The following is a 16,633-nucleotide window of genomic DNA, read 5'->3' on the forward strand; positions in this document are numbered from 1 at the left end:
ACAAGAGCAACGGTTCCAGCTTCGGGCCCCGACGGGGAACTGACGCACCAGCAGCAGAAGTCACATAACTACTAACGATCAACTACTGGCGCAGGACACTAGGGTCTGTCTGGAGTTCTGATCACGTCGCAGGGAAAAGGGTTGAGTGAGCTGACGTTCGCTTGGTAGCGTCCGGGACACCGTGACAGGCCGTGAGGAGGTGAGACCCATGAACGCTGTATCGACGTGGGTGCTCCCCCTTCCCGTCACGGCCGGGCGATTGACGTAAGTGTCGCCGGGAGCGCCGCGACAACAAGGCACTCCCGAAAGGCAACACCTATGCACTCTCTGCAGTTCACCGCCACGTCGTCGTCGAACGGCATGGTCGAACGCGACTTCATCTTGGGCGAGATCCCCGGCGTCCTCTGGTCGCCTGCCTCCGGCGTCGATCGCGCGCCCCTGGTGCTGATGGGGCACGGCGGCGGTAACCACAAGAAGCATCCGGCGATGGCGGGCCGGGCACACCGCCTCGTGACCGGCTGCGGCTTCCACGTCGCCGTCATCGACGTGCCCGGTCACGGCGACCGGCCGCGCACCGCGCACGACGAGCAGGAGATCGCCGAGCTGTACCGGGCGAGGGAGGCGGGCGAGCCGGAAGGCCCGATCGTCGTCCGCTACAACGCCCACCTGGCGGAGCTCGCCGTGCCCGAGTGGCGGGCGACCCTGGACGCCCTTCAGGAACTTCCGGAGATCGGCGCCGATGGTCCGGTCGGCTACTTCGGCATCAACATGGGCACCGCAATCGGCGTGCCGCTGGTGGCGATCGAACCCAGGATCACGGCCGCGGTCTTCGGCCAGCACTGGCCCGATGTCCTGGCCGAGAAGGCGAAGCAGATCACCATCCCGATCGAGTTCGACATGCAGTGGGATGACGAGCACATCCCGCGCGAGGCCGGTCTCGCGCTGTTCGACGCCTTCGCCTCGAAGGAGAAGACGTTGCACGCCAACGCGGGCAAGCACAAGGAACTGCCCAGGTTCGAGGCCGACAGCGCGGTCCGGTTCTTCGCCCGCCACCTCGGCCGAGCGGTCACCTCGCCGGCCTGACGTGCGCGGTTGCGGCGTACGGCTTGCCAGCCGGACGCCGCAACCGCGGCCCCGGGTTGAGGCCGTAGTTGGAGCCCCGCCATGTAGCTCGCCGGAGTCTTGTCGTATCGCATGGCCAGGCCCCGCCATGCCCGGATCTTGTTGATGCAGCGCTCCACCGTGTTGCGCTCCTTGTACTGCTCAGCGTCATGGGACACCGGCCGGCCGCCGGAACTGCCGCGCTTCTTGCGGTTCGCGGCCCGATCGGCCTTCTCCGGGATGACCGCCTTGATCCCGCGTCTGCGCAGGTAGGCGCGGTTCGCTCGCGAGGAGTACGCCTTATCGGCAGCTACCGCGTTCGGTCGGGTGCGCGGACGGCCCACCGGTCCGCGTACCTTGACTTTCCCAACACCGCGACGAACCGGGGACTGTCGGCGGCCTGCCCGGGCGTGAGCACGAACGCCAGCGGGCAGCAGCGCCAGTCTGCCGCGAGGTGGACCTTGCTGGTCAGCCCACCGCTCGACCGCCCCAGCGCCACCGCTGCCTTGAGCCGGGCCCGGCGGCGCCGACGCAGCAGTCGGCGCTCGGCCCGCTCGGACTCCCGGGCCGGCGAGTCGACGGCCACCGGGGCGATTTGCCCTGTTTCCGAGGCCCCTATTCCTGCGCCGCGGCCTTTTCCAGCGCTGCTAGGACCACCGGTTCCACCACCATCCCGGCCGCGTCGCGATGGGCGCGGGCCACCGTGGAGTCCACGCTGACTAGGGACATGCCGGCCTGGCCGAGCCGAGCGGCCTCGGCGATCATCCCGTCCATCACCGCGGTGAAGACGTCGGCGTCGAGCCACTGGGTGAAGCGGTCGTAGACCGTCTGTCAGGCCTCGAACTCCGCGGGCATCTCTCGCCATTGGCTGCCGGTGCGGAACCGCCAGATGACGCCCTCGAACTGTTCGCGCAGGTGCTGGGGGGTAGGGGCCGTACCGTCCGATCGGCAGGAACGGCTCTATCAGTTCCCACACATTATCGCTCAGTTCACGTCGCGTCACCTGAGCCCTCTACCAGCTCGGCGTGACCCTCGGGTCCGAAACGGACCGCATTGATCACGACTCCAGACAGGCCCTAGTGCCGCATGTAGGCAGCAACGTTCGCCCTGTTGCTGCCTGGCGTCAGCTCGTGCTGAGTGGCGTGGTTTGCTCAGCGTCGAGTTGGTGGTCGGCCCAGACGTAGCTTTCGGGGAGCAGGTCGGTGATAGAGACGGTTTGGAGATGCTCGCCTGTGCCGACGATGACCTTCAGGGCTGGGAAGTAGTCGAGAAGGACTTGGCGGCACCGGCCGCATGGGGGAACGACCCCCCGGTCGCGGTCGCCCACGGCGACGATCGTGTCCAGGTCGTAAGCGCCTTGGGCAGCCGCCGTGCCGATGAGGACCAACTCTGCGCAGGGGCCGCCGGTGAAGTGGTAGGCGTTCACCGCGGTGATGATCCGGCCGTCTCGGGCGCGCGCCGCGGCCGCCATGGTGTGGTTGTCGCCGCGGCATCGAGTGCGGGCGACGTGGGCTGCGGCCTGGATGAGTTCGTGGTCGACGGTGTGGGGGTGTGTGGTCATCTTCTCTGCCCTTCGTGCGGTGTCAGGCGACGTTGGCGCGAGTGACGATGGTGCGCAAGTGAATATCGGCCGTGTGCTTGTTCCGCCAGATGATGTGACGGCGGATCATGCTGCCCTGGGCCTTGTGGGTGGGTGGTCGGTGCCGTCGAGGGTGAAGTAGCGCAGGGCGGTGAACTGGACCTCGAAGCGGTTCAGCCAGGAGGAGTTGGTCGGGGTGTAGGCGGTCTCGACGTTGTTGGCCTCGGCCCAGTAGGCGACCCGACGGCATTTCTTGATGGTCAGGTGCGGGGGAGTAGTTGTCGCACACGATCGCGATGCCGACCGCCGGTGGGTATTCCGCGCACGGCGGCGGACGGTGGGCGCCCGGAGTCCGACTCCGATTCGCGAACAGGGATTCGACCATAGGCCGCTCGATCGAGTGCCGACGTCTCGTGGGAATACCGCGCACTACGAATACGTGACGGGCACCAGTTGTGCGCGGCGACCTCTCGCCGGAACTGGTGGACGACGGGCTGTGACCGGAAGGCGGGGCGGACCTCTGTGACTGAGCGTTCCAGTTGGCCCAACCGGCCAACTGGAACGCTCACGGAGCTACTGGGCGACGCGGTCGCCGGATGTGGGGGATGGCCCCGGCGTCGGTCAGCGGGTGGCGAGGAGCTCGAGCGTGTCGATCACGCGGTTCGAAAAGCCCCACTCGTTGTCGTACCACGCGGCCACCTTGACGTGACGGCCGTCGACGCGGGTGAGGGCCGAGTCGAAGATCGACGAGGCCGGATTGCCCGTGATGTCGGACGACACGAGCGGGTCGTCCGAGTACTCGAGGATGCCGGCGAGCGGCCCCTCCGCCGCGGCGCGGTACGCCGCAAGCACGTCGTCGCGCGTCACGTCGCGGGTGACAGTTGTATTGAGTTCGACGATCGAGCCCACCGGAACCGGCACGCGGATCGAGTCGCCCGACAACTTGCCGCCGAGGTTCGGCAGCACGAGGCCGATCGCCTTGGCGGCGCCCGTCGTGGTCGGCACGATGTTGACGGCGGCGGCACGGGCGCGGCGGGCGTCGCGGTGTGGACCGTCCTGCAGGTTCTGCTCCTGCGTGTATGCGTGCACCGTCGTCATGAAGCCGTGCTCGATGCAGGCGAGGTCGTCGAGCACCGCGGCCAGCGGCGCAAGGGCGTTGGTCGTGCATGAGGCGTTCGAGATGATCGTGTGCACGTCCGGGTCGTATGCGTCCGTGTTGACCCCGAACGCGAGCGTGACATCGGCACCATCCGACGGTGCACTGACCAGCACCTTCTTCGCACCGGCATCGAGGTGGGCGCGGGCGGCAACGGCCGACGTGAAGCGGCCGGTCGCCTCGAGCACGATGTCCACGCCGAGTTCGGCCCACGGCAGCTGCGCCGGTTCACGTTCGGCGAGCACCGTGATGCGACGGCCGCTGACGATGAGGGCGTTCCCGTCGACGGTCACCGGGCGACCCAGCCGGCCGGCCGTCGTGTCGTAGGCGAGCAGCCGCGCGAGGGTGGCTGGCTCCGTGAGGTCGTTGACCGCGATGATCTCCAGGTCGCTGTCACGTTCCAGCAGTGCACGCAGCACATTGCGTCCGATGCGGCCGAATCCGTTGATGGCGATGCGCGTCATGAATGGTGTCCCTTCGGTTCACCATCAATTTCGCGCGCTGCATCCGCCCGCGACAGCGGCGTGATCGCCACGGTTCGAAAGGATCGCGCCAGGTAGCGGTGGGCTACTCGCCCTGGGTGAAGGTGCGCCGGTACTCGCTCGGCGTCGTGCCGAGGATGCGATGGAAGTGCAACCGCAGATTCGCACCGGTGCCCAGGCCGACGTCGGCGGCGATCTGCTCGACGTGCCGCTCCGAACGTTCGAGCAGCTCACGGGCCAGGTCGATGCGGGCGCGCATGACCCACTGCATCGGCGTGTATCCCGTGTCTTCGACGAAGCGCCGCGAGAAGGTGCGCGGCGACACCGCAGCATGCCGGGCGAGCAGCTCGAGGGTGAGGGGCTCGCCCAGCCGGTGCAGCGCCCACTCGCGGGTGGCGGCGAACCGCTCACCAAGTGGCTCGGGCACGCTGCGCGGCACGTACTGCGCCTGACCGCCGCTGCGGTAGGGGGCCGCGACCAGGCGCCGGGCCGCGTGGTTCGACGCGGCCACTCCGAGGTCGCCGCGCAGGATGTGCAGGCACAGGTCGATGCCCGATGCTGCGCCGGCCGACGTCAGCACGCTGCCCTCGTCGACGAACAGAACGTTCTCGTCGACCTGGACGAGCGGATGCTTCGCCGCGAGCGCCCGCGCGTAATGCCAGTGCGTCGTGGCGCGCTTGCCGCGGAGCAGGCCCGTGGCGGCGAGCGCGAAGGCGCCCGTCGAGATGGCGGCGAGTCGCGCGCCCCGGTCGTGGGCGGCGATCAGCGCGTCAACGACGGCCTGCGGCGGGTCGTCGCGGTCCGGGAACCGGTAGCCGGGGACGAAGACGATGTCGGCCCACGCAAGCGCGTCGAGGCCGTGGGCGACGTAGTACGACAGGCCATCGCCGCCGGTCACGAGACCGGGTGCCGCCCCGCACACCCGCACCTCGTACGGCATGCTCGTGCGGGTCGTGAAGACCTGCGCGGGAATTCCGACATCGAGCGGCTTCGCACCCTCGAGCACAAGGACGGCAACGCGATGCAGGCGGGAGGCTGGCACGGAATAGAGGCTACGTGGGGGCGTGACTTCGATACGCCCACTGCGTGGACCGTGCGGATGACACCGCGCCCGGACTGTCTTCCAGCCCGGGCACGGACCGGTTTCCGGAGTCGGTGTCCCGCACCGGCCCGGGCAGTGTTGGGCCCATGGCCGGTGTCGTGGTGCGCGTTTGCTCAGGAGTCCGTCGGGGGAATGAGATGGTCGAGTGCCTCGGCGCAGTCCTGGGCGGCCTGAGCCGAACGCGGCAGCATGAGACTCTCATAGGCACGGACGGCGTCGTCGATGCTGGATTCGGTGACAAGGGCCTGGGCGAGATCGGTGCCGTCGAGCATGGCGAGGTTGGCACCGAGCCCGACCGGGGGCATGAGGTGCGCCGCGTCGCCCAGCAGGGTGATGCCAGGGACGTGTTCCCAGGTGTGCGGGACGGGGAGCACGAACACGGGCCGGTTGACGAACCCGCCGTCGTGGTGCCGCAGGAGATGGAGCAGGCTCTCGTCCCAGCCGTCGAACATCTTCAGCAGGTGTGCGCGCACGGCCGCCGTGTCGTCGAGTTCCAGGCCGGCGGCCACCTGCCAGTCATGCGGGGCGCGGAAGGCGATGTAGACGCGGATGTGGCCGTTGCCGTTGCGCTGGGCGAGCAGGGCCTTGCTGTCGGCCGCCGCCAGCAGGGTGCCGTTGCCGACCAGGCGTGCGAGGGCGGGATGGCGGGTGTCGCAGTCGTCGAAACCGGTCTCGATGAAGGTGACACCGGTGTAGCCGGGTGTGGCGTCCGACAGGGCTGGGCGGATGCGCGACCACGCGCCGTCGGCGCCGACCACCAGGTCGGCGTCCTCGGTGGTGCCGTCGTCGAGGAGCAGGCGCCAGGAGCCCTCCCCGAGCGGGGTGGCCCCGGCGACAGCACAACCCCAGCGGACGGTGCCCTCGTCGAGGGATTCCAGGAACAGTCCGCGCAGTTGGCCGCGGTCGATCTCCGGGCTGTCTTCGTCGTGGACGGGCCCCGGGAAGGGCACGGCGGTGGCGGTGACAGGGTCGAGCACGCGCCACTCCTGGCCGTCGGGGCGCGCCAGGGCACGGAACCGATCGAGCAGGCCCGCCGCGCGCAGGGCGATCTGACCGGTGGCGGCATGTATGTCGAGGCTGCCGCCCTGGGGGCGGGCACCGGCGGAAGCCTCGGATTCGAAGACGGTGACGGAACGGCCGTGGAGCTGCAGGACGCGAGCTAAGGCAAGGCCGCCGAGGCCCGCGCCGACGACCGCGATGCGGGGGCCGTGAGCGGAGTGCATGGGTGTGTCCCCTCGAAAGGTGGATGAGTTGCCAGGAGATCCGGCGCACGACCAAGAAAGCACAGTGAGCAATGAGATGCCTCTGAAATACGGTGCGCCGGTACCGAACCGACCGGGCGTCGCTAGCGCAGGAAGGCCCAGACCTGCCAGCCCCTGGCCGACGCCGCACTCCAGCTCTTCCTCGACCGCGGCGAAATGCTCAGCCCGCCAAGATCGCCCACCGGCTGCCCGCGATGCGGATCAGCTCGTCGAGGGTGGTCTCGGCCCGGCAGTAGGCGATGTGGTAGGAGATCTCCCCGGGCCGGCTCACGCTGCGCCGGGCAAGGACCCCGTGCCGGCGATCCGGCCGGTGCCAGGGCCGCACCTCGATGCGCGCCCAGTCGTAGAGGCGCAGGCCATGAGCCCCCTGGTGCGTGCGATCGCAAGGCGCCGGATGGGCGCTCGTCGCCGGGCGGCTGGAGAAGTGGGGTGTCCGGGCTCTCTTGATCGTGGTGGTCTCGGGGATCGCCGCCGGTGTCTTCACCCACAGCGCGATCGCAAGCACGTTGGACTCCGAGATTGCCCAGCACACGGCCGAAGTCATCCTGGCCGTCCTGCTGTTCATCGATGCCACCGAGCTACCTGGTGGTCGGCTGTGGGGCAGAGATCCCGCCTCGGCCGCTCGGGCACTGCTGGTGGCCCTGCCGCTGAGTCTGACGCTGATGGTTCTGCTGGGCTGGCTCGTGCTGCCCGAACTTCCGGTAGCGGGGCTGCTGCTGATTGCCTGTGTGATCGTGCCGACCGACTTCGCTCCGGCCGAGACGCTGGTACGCGACCGGCGCATCCCGGCGCGGGTGAGAAGCGTGCTCAACGTGGAGAGCGGCTACAACGACGGGATCGTCGCGCCGATCTTCCTGTTCGCGCTGATCCTCGCTGGCTCGACTTCTTCTGCGCACACCCCCATGCAGGCACTGGGCACGGCCGTCCCATCTGCGATGAAGGCATTCATCATCGGGCTGCCGATGGGCGCGCTGCTCGCGTGGCTGATGAATCTGGCCGACCGCAGGAACTGGACGACACCTGCTCGCCCGCCGCGGCGTCACCTTCCAGCGCACCAAGACGTGGAAGGAATCCCCCGACCCCGAGCGCGACGCCAAGCTGGACCGCATCGAGGAGGTGCTGGACCGTTTCCCGGACCCGGTCTTCGCCTTCGACGAGTTCGGCCCGCTCGGAATCCGGCCCACCGCGGGCTCGGGCTGGGCCCCGCCTGAAACACCCTGACCGACTCCCCGCCACCTTCCACCGCACCCACAGAGTGCGCTACTTCCACGGTTGCTACTCGGTCGGCGATGACCGCCTGTGGGGTGTCAACCGCCGCAGAAGGGGCGCCTTCACCACACTGGCCGCGCTGAAGTCGATCCGTGCCGCCCGCCCGGACGGCACACCCATCTACGTGATCATGGACAACCTGTCCGCCCACAAGGGCGCCGACATCCGCCGCTGGGCGAAGAAGAACAAGGTCGAGTTGTGCTTCACCCCCACCTACGCCTCGTGGGCGAACCCGATCGAGGCCCACTTCGCCCCGCTGCGGCAGTTCACCATCGCCAATTCCGACCATCCCACCCACACGGTGCAGACCCGGGTCCTGCACGCCTACCTGCGCCGGCGCAACGCCAACGCCCGCCACCGCGACGTCCTGGCCACCGGCCGCCGAACGCAAGGAACGCGCCCGCATCCGCCGTGAGAGGAGCATCCGCTGGGGCGGCCGGCCACTCACCTCGGCTGCATGAGCGTGCCGCCCCGCCGCGGCCGCACCACGTCAGGGACGGAGCGCGACGAGGAGATCAACCACGTAGGTCTCTTCCACCTCCTCGCGGGGAAAGATCCTGCCCAGCCGCTCACGCTCGTCGACGAAGAACGCCTGACGGTCAGCCTCTTCAAGGACGAGGAATGCCGACCGGCTGCCAATGTTGGCGAGATGCATGTCCAAAGAGACGGTGCGGCTCCAGCGCACTTGACGGCGCTCAACTCGCAGCCCCGTCAGCCCCGCCAGCCGGACAGCATCACTGTCCGAAGGGCGCACCGCAGACCTTGGCTTCACCCCGCAGTGGTGCGCAATACGCCCGTGCTGCTCGCGGATCCACGGCACGTCGAAGGCCGTGGTGTTCCACCAGATCGCCAACGCACCGCCCGCTCGCAGGACGCGCAACGCCTCCGGGACAGACCGGCCGGGATCGGTCCACTGCCAGGACTGGGCATACGTGATGAGGTCGCAGGAAGCCTCGGCCAGCGGCAGCGCATTACCGTCACCCCTTACGATCGGCACCCCCGGGAGCGCCTGGTGGAACTCACCAGCCATGGCCTCACCCGGCTCGACAGCAATCACATCAGCACCTCGCTCCCGCAGCAGCACGCTGGCGATTCCGGTACCCGCGCCGACATCAGCGACCCGGGCACCCGCCAAACGACAGCCTGCGAACTCCTCGATGCGGTCAAAGAGCAAGGCTGGATACGAAGGCCGACTCGCCGCGTACTGAGCCGCGGCTACATCGAACGACTGGGCGCGAGAGCTGACGGTCATACCCTCATCATCACCTCCCCGCACCAAACACTCGACCACCACCACCACCCTGTGATCGTTTCCGGTCACAGCACTAGGTCGGCAGCGACTGCGGCGGAAGCCGGTGGCCGGACAAGCCTCCCCCTTGCTGATCGGCGCTTTGACCAGGGGTGATCAGGCGGCGGGGCCGTGGTGTCGGTCATATGTCGGGGGCTGTCGGTCCGTTGTCGGTGGGGTTTGGCACCTTCCAGAGACCTGCCGGGTGCCCATCCGGCTGTAGGTTCAGGAAGGAGATCTCTCGTGCATGACGTAGTGATCGTGGGCGCCGGCCCAGTTGGTCTGTTCCTTGCCTGTGAGCTTGGCCTCGCGGGCTGCTCTGTCCTGGTGCTCGAGCGGGAGCCGGAGCTCCGCTCCCCGTTCAAGGGAGAGCCGCTTGGGATGCGGGGCCTGTCCTCCGCGGCGGTCGAGGCGTTCTACCGCCGCGGGATGCTGCAGCAGCTGCTGACGGCGCCGGGCGTCCACGACTATTCCGGCGCGAACCCCGACGCGGACGAGCCGTCACCCCCTCGTCACGCTGGTCACTTCGCCGGCATGATGCTCGATCCGGCCAAGGTCGACGTCGCCGCCCTGCCGTTCCGGCTTCCCAGCCCGGCACCGGAGGGCGTGCTGGCATACCTCGAAGCCGTCGAGACGGTGCTGTCCGAGCAGGCATCCAAGCTCGGCGTGGAAGTCAGGCGCGGCGTCACGGTCTCAGCCATCGTCCAGGACGACGAGAGCGTGGTCGCGCAAGCCGGCGCGGACGAGTACGCGGCGCGCTGGCTCGTCGGCTGCGATGGCGGACGCAGTACGGTGCGTGGGCTCGCGGGCTTCGAATTCGTCGGCACCGAACCGCAGTTCACCGGCTACACCATGCACGCCACCGTCGCCGATCCCGAGAAGCTGCGCCCAGGGTTCAACCTGACGCCGACGGGCATGTACCTCCAGCCCTCGGAAGGGCACATCGGCATGATGGACCTCGACGGCGGCGCGTTCGACCGCTCGCAGCAGCCGACCCGCGACCATCTCCAGACGGTTCTGCGCCGTGTGTCCGGCACCGACGTGACACTGAGCGACGTCCATCTCGCCTCGACCTTCACCGATCGGGCCATGCAGACGACGACCTACCGGCAGGGACGCGTCCTGCTCGCGGGCGACGCCGCCCACATCCACTCCCCCCTTGGCGGGCAGGGACTCAACACCGGCATCGGCGACGCCATGAACCTGGGGTGGAAGCTCGCGGCGACCGTGCACGGGTACGCGCCGGACGGGCTTCTCGACACCTACACCCGCGAGCGCCATCCGATCGGCGCAGCGGTGCTCGACTGGTCACGCGCCCAGGTGACGGCCATGGGTCCGAACCCGCATGCCCAGGCGATCCAAGGAGTGATTCGCGACCTGATCGGGACCCGTGACGGAACGACCTACGTGTTCCAGAAGATGTCGGGACAGTGGATCCGTTACGACCTCGGCAGCGAGCATCCGCTGGTCGGCCGCAACGCCCCGGACCTCCGGCTTGAGGGCGGCACTCGCCTCGGCGACCTGATGCAGGACGGACGAGGCGTCGCGCTCGATTTCAGCATCGACCGACGCCTACACGGTTCAGCGATGGGCTGGGAGGGCCGGATACGGTACGCGGCCGGGCCGGCGAGGAACGACCTCGGATTGGGCGCCGTGCTTGTCCGGCCTGACGGCATAGTCGCCTGGGCAGGTGATCGCCGCCCTGATCATGAAGCGTTCGAGCGGGCCGCCAGCCATTGGTTCGGCAGTCCGGCGATCTGAGCGACCAGATGGCGGCCGCCTGCTCGTTGCGGGCCGTCGGCCCACGGGCGGCGCGGCCCGGGATGGGTGGTGTGCCAGTCCGGGACAAGCTTCAAGATCGTCCCATGGCCTCTTCTGGGCTCACAACCCCTCCCTGATCCGGACGTATAGCAACGCGGGCGGCGACCTGTCCAGCAACCGCCAAAGCAGCCGAGGACGCGTACGGGCAGGCTCGCGCGCTGGTCCAACGCATGCTCCGCCGGTCCTCCTCCCCGAGCGAGGCCGGCAACAGCGAGGCCCAGGACCCAGGTCGGGTGTGCCGGAAGCATTCGGCTGGATTACTTGGCATCGGTCGTGCCGGAGTGCCGGACCAGATTGGGCCAGTACCGGCGGGCGTCCTCCATCGCCCGCAGCACGTCGGTCACCGCGGTGGCCGTCGCCTTCATTCCGTCAGCCAGCTCGTACAGCGGCGTGATTTCTTTGCGGTCCGCCGGGCTCTTCTGGGGCTTGTCCAACCAGGCGAGGCAGTCGCGGCTGCCGTGCTTGGTCTGCTGCAGGGCCCTCGACCACCCGGGCTGGAGCGTGCTGTCGGGTACGGGCAGATACCGCTCACCGGCGGAGGCGTCCCTGGCCAGCGCCGAACAGAGGGCGCGGAAGCGGCTCTCGTTGAGACGCACGAGGTCGTGCGGATGTCTGACCGCTGTCTCGTACAGCGCCTGGACCTCCTTGTTGAAGGATTGGTAGTCGGACGTCAGACGCAGGGTGTCGGCCTGGCCCTCGAGCCGCCACCAGACGATCAGTTGGAAGGCACGAGTCCGGTCGGAAACCGCCGCGGGCGGAGGACTGGGCGGCTGGAAGGGTGTCGAGGCTTGGCCGTGTCCCACCGTGGTGCTGACCATGGCGCCAGCGGTCGCGAGCAGAACCACGGTGCCTGCCCGCCGGGCGAAGAGTCTCCGCGCGCCACTCTCCGCCGGATGCGCGGTCGGCCGTGGGCGCGACGGCTTCCGGCGGACTGCCTGCACGGCGTGTGCGGCCAGCGCACCGGCCACCGCCGTCAACGCGGCCGCGTACGCCGCGGGCGCCGCCGCCCCGGCCAGCAACTGCCACAGTGGCCAGCTGCCTTGGGGCACCCAGTGGCAGCTGCTGCCCATGGTCCGCAGCGGGCCGAGGCAACCGTCGACGGATCCCAGCAGGAACTGTCCCGCCAGCGCCGTCGCCTGGACGATGCCGGCCGCGACGAGCGCCCCGGGCAGCCGCAGGTCGCGGGCTGTGAAGCCCACCACGGCGCTGGTCACCGCGGTGGCGACCCAGATCGCCACCAGCACCCACCAGGCGTACACCAGGGCGAACCCGCCGCCGCGCTGGCCGATGGGCGGCTGCCAGCTGTGCATGTACGCCATCACCGCCGCGATTCCGGCGAGACCGGCAACACCGCCGAGCAGTCCCGCCGCGGCGGTGGCTCGCAGCCCGGGCCCGTTCACGACGGGGAGGGCGCCGGCCCGCGGGTGCCCGGCCCCGCGCGCGGCTGGGAAGGGTGGCAGCGTCCACAGCGCCAGCGGATAGGCCCACAGACCGATCGCCACGCATACGAACACCGTATTCACACCCGCGATGGCAAGGTGCGGGAGCACACTCGCGATCGCGTGCAGCTCGCCGGAATGGCTGCTCCAGGGGCCCGGGAACATCTTGACGATGTCCTGCTGCAGACCGCCTTCGGTGAAGATGTTTCCGATGGCTGACAGGGACCCCGATTGATGCCACCAGCTGAGTCCGACGCCGCCGAGCAGACACGCAGCGACCAACGAGGGAGCCATCGCGGCGTTCACCGTAGCTCCCCGCCATGACCGCAGGCGAAGCAGCCCGCATTGCACGATCCACGCGACAAACGCGGTCGCGCTCCCCAGGAGGACCACAAGGACCACGGGATGCGCTGGAATCCACTGCTGCCCGCTGACGGCGCCAGAGGCCAACTCCCCGACCACCAAACCAAGTCCCAGCCACAGGCCGGAGCGAAGCCCCGTGGGCACGGGTATGCCCTTGAAGAGGGCATATGTCAGTGAGCGCCACGCTGCCACGGTCACGATGGTCGCCGCAGGCACTACCGTCAGCCAGATGGCCGGTGTGACGTTCCAGACTGCGGCCAGCGTGCGGGACGAGAGCAGGGTGGCCACGCCGATGAGGAACATCTGCAGGGAGCTCAGGGCGAACAGCGTCGCCGGTTCGTCGAGCGAGCGCTGCCGCTCCGTCCATGACGGGTGGGTCCGCCATGGGCTGGCCAATCCGGCCGCCCGCTGCCTCCACACCCCGGACCGCTCGCGCTCGGCGGCCTTCTCCCACACACTGCGATCGGCCCCGTGGGAAACGGCATCGACATCGGCGTACAACTCCCGGTAGCGCAGAGTGTCCGCGTCCGCTGCCCTCACCAGGAGCACATAGAACACCGCGAGCACCAGGCTTCTGAGGATGCCCGCACGTGCGCCGGGCCACAGCGCGGCATCCGTGGGGACGAGGAAACGGTTGAAGAACTCACCTGCGGTGTACGTCGCCCCGATCACCAGCCCGTAGGGCAGGAGCACCAGGAGGAAGAAGACGCGCCGGAGGGCGACCACAGCGTAGGCGATGTCGACGTCCCGGTTGCTGATGTGCGCGAGTTCGTGCAGGACGACGGCGCGGAAGCCCTCCGGGTTGGACTGGCGCGACAGCAGAAGCCCTCCGTGCAGGCACACCGTGCGGTGTCCGGGGCGCCCGAACGCGGCGGCGCCGGCGTCAACCGAGGCCGGTGCCACCACGAAGCGGGGAGCCGATCCGAGCCCGGCTGCCGACACCAGGCGCATCAGCTCGGCCGCCAACTCCCCGTGGGGGTCCACCTCCTGCACGGGTATCACCCGCCCGGGCCTCCCCTTCCACCTCGGCAGCCACCAGTACAGTGCCAGAGCTGCGGCGAGCACCACAGCGGTGCCCGCCACCCCATGCACGTACGGATCGGGATCCGCGGCCGACACGCAGGCCCGCAACTTGGTGGCGTACTGGATGTCGAACAGCAACGTGTCGAGGTACCGGCCGTTAGGATCCAGGCCCGCTGCCAGCTCGCATTCGAGGTGCTTGCCCTGCCACGGCAGGACCATGGACAGGTCCGCGAGCATGGAGATACTGGCCGACACCATCACGATGACCAACAGGGTGAACCGCAAAGTGGTGCCGGCAGGCAGAATCCGCGGATCGAGCGACCGCCGCTCGTCCGCCACCTCCGCGGGCAGGCCCAGCTGTCCGCTCACCGCTCGCTCTGCGGTGCCGGGGGATCCAGGACCAGCCGGGCCACCACGCAGTCGGCCAAGGCCCTGCTCGTCGACTCGTCCATGCCGGCGCCCACCGCTCCCTCGCGTACCTGCTGGTGAACCGCGTCGAGTTGGTCCCGCGTCAGCGAGGGCACGGTCGTCAGCGCGGCCGGCTGACGCCGCAGCAGACTGCGAACGGCTCTCCTCAGCCGAGGTCCCACACCGCCGACCATCGCCTTGACGCCCGAGCGGCATGCCTCGTCCACCGCGATCCACACCACCGGCGTCACCACGGCGGTGACCTCGGCCAGGCCGAATCCCAGCGGCTCCCGGTGGTCCGCCCGGCGATTCAGCAAGCGCACCACACTGTCCTCGTCCAACCTGCCGAGGGCCTCCACCAGCGGGAGCTCACTGGGCGCCTGCTCCCTGACGACGCTCTCCACGACCTCACGGACCAGGGGACTCACGGCGCCCACCCTTCGGGGGATGACCTTGCCAACCGACCACGCGCACAGGGACGATATTCACACGGCAAGTGACGGCCGGTCACCGTTTCGTCGATTCTTCCGAGACGGCGATCCGTTCGGCGGCGGCCCGGCTGGTACTCCAGCTGTAGATCGTGATCTTGCTGGTGGGGCTGTACAGAGACGGGCCGCTTCGCCCGGTACGAACCCCGTGGGCCGATTCGGCCTGTGCCGGAAAGCTCGTCGACTGGGCGAGACAGCACGTGATGCGCCGCCGTACGGCACCAGGCTGCTTCGGCCGGTCCCCTTCGCCGACTCATCCGGCTCTGCCGGTGACAACTACTGAGCCTCGACCACATCTAGGCGGCGATGCTGTCCGCGAACTGGTCGGCGACGCTGCGAGGCTCGCGGCCGAGCAGTTCGGCCAGCAGAGGGTCGACTCCGGCGAAGCGGCCTTCGCGGGCCGCCTGGAACGTGGTGAGCGTCATCCGTGCCATCGCCTCCGGCGTGCCGGCTGCGACCTTGTCCGCGATCCACTCCTCGTCGTCCTCACGACGCGTTTGACCTCACGGTCGCTGATCTTGGAGGCCATGGCGGCGATGTCGTCGAACGTCACGGCCTGGCGCGCGGTGAGCGTGACCGGTCCCTCGAATGTCCGGTCACCGGCCAGGATGACCGCTGCCGCTTCGGCGGCGTCGGCGCGGTCGGTCCATGAGACCGGCCCGTCGGACGGGGCCGTGATCGTGCCGGTCTGCTGCCAGGGGCCAAGCAGCCAGCCCAGGCTGTGGGCGTAGAAGCCGTTGCGCAGCGAGGTCCATGCGACGCCGGAGCCGGCGAGGATCTCTTCGGTGGCGGCGTGGTCGCGGGCCGGGTGGAAGGGACTGTCGGTCCCGGCGCCCTGGTGACTGGTGTAGAGGATGCGCCGGGCTCCCGCTGCGACGACGGCCTCGATGCCGACGCGGTGCAGGGCGACCGCGTCGGCGTGGGGGTCGTTGGAGGAGACGAGCAGGACCTGATCGGCGCCCTCGAAGGAGCGGCGCAGCGCGGCCAGGTCCTCGTAGGAGCCCTGGCGTACCCGTACTCCGCGGTCGGCGAAGTGCTGTGCCTTGGCGGCGTCACGGACGCTGACACCGATCTGCTCCGCAGGGACGCGCTTGAGGAGATGCTCGACGGTGGCGCCGTTGAGTGCGCCAGTCGCACCCGTGACAACGATCATGATGGTGTTCCTTTCGTGCCCGCTCCGCGCTCGGCGCGTGGGGGCTTCTCATCGGCCGCGCAGGAGCGGCAGAAGGATGTCGTCGACGAGGTGCTCGACGAAGCGTTCGTCGCACCGCTCGCCGGCGACGACGACGCGGTGCACGATCACGGCCGGGGCGACCTCGGCAAAGAGCTCGGCGGCCTGGGGCGCCAGGTGTTCGCCGTGCCCGATCGCTTTGCGCAGCGGCTGGTCGGTCATCGCGGCCTCGTCGCGGCGCAGAATGCGGCGCATCTCCTCGGCGAGCCTCGGGTCGCTGCGCATACCGGCGAACAGCGCCCCGAGCAGTCCGATCTCCTGATCGGCGATCTGTTGCGCCAGCCACGCGACGAGCGCGAGCAGGTTCTCGCGAAGATCGCCCGCGGCGGACTCGGGCGGAGTGGCGTGCGAGCGATGCTCGACCGCAGCGGCGACGAGGGCAGCCTTGTCACGGTAGCGGCGGTAGATCGTCGTCTTCGCCGCCCCGGAGCGGCCTGCGACCGCCTCCATGGACAGCTGCTCGTAACCGAATTCGGTCAGCAGGGAGAGTGTCGCGTCGAGGATCGCTACGTCACGGCCCGTGTCACGCGGCCTGCCCATGGCGGACGGCCTGTCCGGTCCACCGGCTCGCGAGCCACTCGGTGCGCTCACCAAGATACGGCCTCCCCACTTTCGCTACGC

The 16,633-nt window shown here is 69.2% G+C and carries 10 protein-coding genes and 6 pseudogenes; 4 read left to right on the forward strand and 12 right to left on the reverse strand.

Features of this window, described 5'->3' with window-relative positions:
• Nucleotides 1–318 precede the first annotated feature (318 nt).
• Nucleotides 319–1,083: an alpha/beta hydrolase gene (locus ASC56_RS32390; RefSeq protein ID WP_055495167.1), complete on the forward strand. Its 765-nt coding sequence runs from the start codon at nt 319–321 to the stop codon at nt 1,081–1,083.
• 62 nt (nt 1,084–1,145) lie between these two features.
• Here the strand turns inward: ASC56_RS32390 and ASC56_RS38735 are convergent.
• From ASC56_RS38735 to ASC56_RS38745, 7 genes and pseudogenes are all read right to left on the reverse strand, one after another.
• Nucleotides 1,146–2,104 (reverse strand): annotated as a pseudogene (locus tag ASC56_RS38735) (IS5 family transposase); the annotation flags it as partial.
• Nucleotides 2,105–2,224: 120 nt separating this feature from the next.
• Complete coding sequence (locus ASC56_RS32405; RefSeq protein ID WP_055495168.1) at nt 2,225–2,662, reverse strand: biotin transporter BioY; 438 nt, start codon at nt 2,660–2,662, stop codon at nt 2,225–2,227.
• Between the two features lie 22 nt (nt 2,663–2,684).
• Nucleotides 2,685–2,996 (reverse strand): annotated as a pseudogene (locus ASC56_RS42985) (IS630 family transposase); the annotation flags it as partial.
• Between the two features lie 305 nt (nt 2,997–3,301).
• On the reverse strand, nt 3,302–4,300 hold the full coding sequence (gap, locus tag ASC56_RS32410; protein WP_055495169.1) for a type I glyceraldehyde-3-phosphate dehydrogenase: 999 nt from the start codon (nt 4,298–4,300) through the stop codon (nt 3,302–3,304).
• A gap of 103 nt (nt 4,301–4,403) precedes the next feature.
• On the reverse strand, nt 4,404–5,360 hold the full coding sequence (locus ASC56_RS32415; RefSeq protein WP_055495170.1) for a GlxA family transcriptional regulator: 957 nt from the start codon (nt 5,358–5,360) through the stop codon (nt 4,404–4,406).
• Nucleotides 5,361–5,533: 173 nt separating this feature from the next.
• Complete coding sequence (locus ASC56_RS32420; protein ID WP_055495171.1) at nt 5,534–6,643, reverse strand: NAD(P)/FAD-dependent oxidoreductase; 1,110 nt, start codon at nt 6,641–6,643, stop codon at nt 5,534–5,536.
• 211 nt (nt 6,644–6,854) lie between these two features.
• Nucleotides 6,855–7,052, reverse strand: a pseudogene (locus ASC56_RS38745) (IS701 family transposase); the annotation flags it as partial.
• Between the two features lie 4 nt (nt 7,053–7,056).
• Here ASC56_RS38745 and ASC56_RS38750 point away from each other — a divergent pair.
• Both ASC56_RS38750 and ASC56_RS32430 read left to right on the forward strand, forming a co-directional pair.
• A pseudogene (locus ASC56_RS38750) lies at nt 7,057–7,677 on the forward strand (cation:proton antiporter); the annotation flags it as partial.
• Between the two features lie 19 nt (nt 7,678–7,696).
• Nucleotides 7,697–8,412 (forward strand): annotated as a pseudogene (locus ASC56_RS32430) (IS630 family transposase); the annotation flags it as partial.
• A 29-nt stretch (nt 8,413–8,441) separates the two neighbouring features.
• On the opposite strand, the gene ASC56_RS32435 reads toward ASC56_RS32430, so the two are convergent.
• Nucleotides 8,442–9,203, reverse strand: coding sequence for a class I SAM-dependent methyltransferase (locus ASC56_RS32435; protein ID WP_199836125.1), 762 nt, complete (start codon nt 9,201–9,203; stop codon nt 8,442–8,444).
• Nucleotides 9,204–9,482: 279 nt separating this feature from the next.
• Between ASC56_RS32435 and ASC56_RS32440 the strand changes: the two genes are divergently transcribed.
• The gene (locus tag ASC56_RS32440) at nt 9,483–11,000 is read left to right on the forward strand and encodes an FAD-dependent monooxygenase (RefSeq protein ID WP_055495173.1); all 1,518 of its coding nucleotides are present in this window, start codon (nt 9,483–9,485) and stop codon (nt 10,998–11,000) included.
• A 317-nt stretch (nt 11,001–11,317) separates the two neighbouring features.
• On the opposite strand, the gene ASC56_RS32445 is transcribed toward ASC56_RS32440, so the two are convergent.
• The 4 genes and pseudogenes from ASC56_RS32445 to ASC56_RS32460 all read right to left on the reverse strand — a co-directional run bounded on the left by ASC56_RS32445 (nt 11,318) and on the right by ASC56_RS32460 (nt 16,552).
• The gene (locus tag ASC56_RS32445) at nt 11,318–14,254 is read right to left on the reverse strand and encodes a M48 family metalloprotease (RefSeq protein WP_055495174.1); all 2,937 of its coding nucleotides are present in this window, start codon (nt 14,252–14,254) and stop codon (nt 11,318–11,320) included.
• The gene (locus tag ASC56_RS40820) at nt 14,251–14,721 is read right to left on the reverse strand and encodes a hypothetical protein (protein ID WP_063785037.1); all 471 of its coding nucleotides are present in this window, start codon (nt 14,719–14,721) and stop codon (nt 14,251–14,253) included. The genes ASC56_RS32445 and ASC56_RS40820 overlap by 4 nt, the downstream gene beginning before the upstream one ends.
• Before the next feature lie 356 nt (nt 14,722–15,077).
• Nucleotides 15,078–15,934 (reverse strand): annotated as a pseudogene (locus ASC56_RS32455) (NAD(P)H-binding protein).
• A gap of 48 nt (nt 15,935–15,982) precedes the next feature.
• Complete coding sequence (locus ASC56_RS32460; protein WP_055495175.1) at nt 15,983–16,552, reverse strand: TetR/AcrR family transcriptional regulator; 570 nt, start codon at nt 16,550–16,552, stop codon at nt 15,983–15,985.
• Between the last annotated feature and the right edge of the window lie 81 nt (nt 16,553–16,633).

The sequence above is a fragment of the Streptomyces sp. TP-A0356 genome (assembly GCF_001417775.1).
Lineage (GTDB): Bacteria > Actinomycetota > Actinomycetes > Streptomycetales > Streptomycetaceae > Streptomyces.

Bases quoted from the DNA above. Each gene is read 5' to 3' on its own strand.
- ASC56_RS32390 (WP_055495167.1), top strand. From the start codon at position 319: ATGCACTCTCTGCAGTTCACCGCCACGTCGTCGTCGAACGGCATGGTC.
- ASC56_RS32405 (WP_055495168.1), bottom strand. From the start codon at position 2,662: ATGACCACACACCCCCACACCGTCGACCACGAACTCATCCAGGCCGCA.
- gap (WP_055495169.1), bottom strand. From the start codon at position 4,300: ATGACGCGCATCGCCATCAACGGATTCGGCCGCATCGGACGCAATGTG.
- ASC56_RS32420 (WP_055495171.1), bottom strand. From the start codon at position 6,643: ATGCACTCCGCTCACGGCCCCCGCATCGCGGTCGTCGGCGCGGGCCTC.
- ASC56_RS32435 (WP_199836125.1), bottom strand. From the start codon at position 9,203: ATGACCGTCAGCTCTCGCGCCCAGTCGTTCGATGTAGCCGCGGCTCAG.
- ASC56_RS32460 (WP_055495175.1), bottom strand. From the start codon at position 16,552: ATGGGCAGGCCGCGTGACACGGGCCGTGACGTAGCGATCCTCGACGCG.